1 pseudogene is annotated in these 305 nt (G+C 34.4%); it reads right to left on the bottom strand.

What is annotated here, in order from left to right:
• Positions 1 to 305, bottom strand: a pseudogene (locus tag PZE06_RS27810) (AAA family ATPase); the annotation flags it as partial.

Here is a 305-nt window from a genome sequence, read left to right as displayed (position 1 = left end):
CTGTAAATCAAGACGGCAATAATTTCCGACCTCTTATAATCCAGTGAGGTTACAGGATCATCAAAAAGTATTGTATTAAAGTCTCCACGCATAGCTAAATCAGTAGCAAACTCTGCCATTGCTACAGCTTTTTGTTCTCCCTCACTCATGATTTGTGATACCTTATATTCTTTAGAAGAAACAGATTTATTTCGTAACGTTTCTCCTTTTTTCGGAATAAGCCTGAGAATAAAGTTGGACACTTTAAGTTCTTGTGCAAATCGTTCAAAAATTTCAAAATACTCGTCTTGAACTATACTTTGAAA

This window comes from Robertmurraya sp. DFI.2.37, assembly GCF_029211245.1.
Taxonomy (GTDB): Bacteria; Bacillota; Bacilli; order Bacillales; family Cytobacillaceae; genus Robertmurraya; species Robertmurraya methanolica_A.
This window is presented reverse-complemented; position numbering and strand designations above follow the sequence as displayed.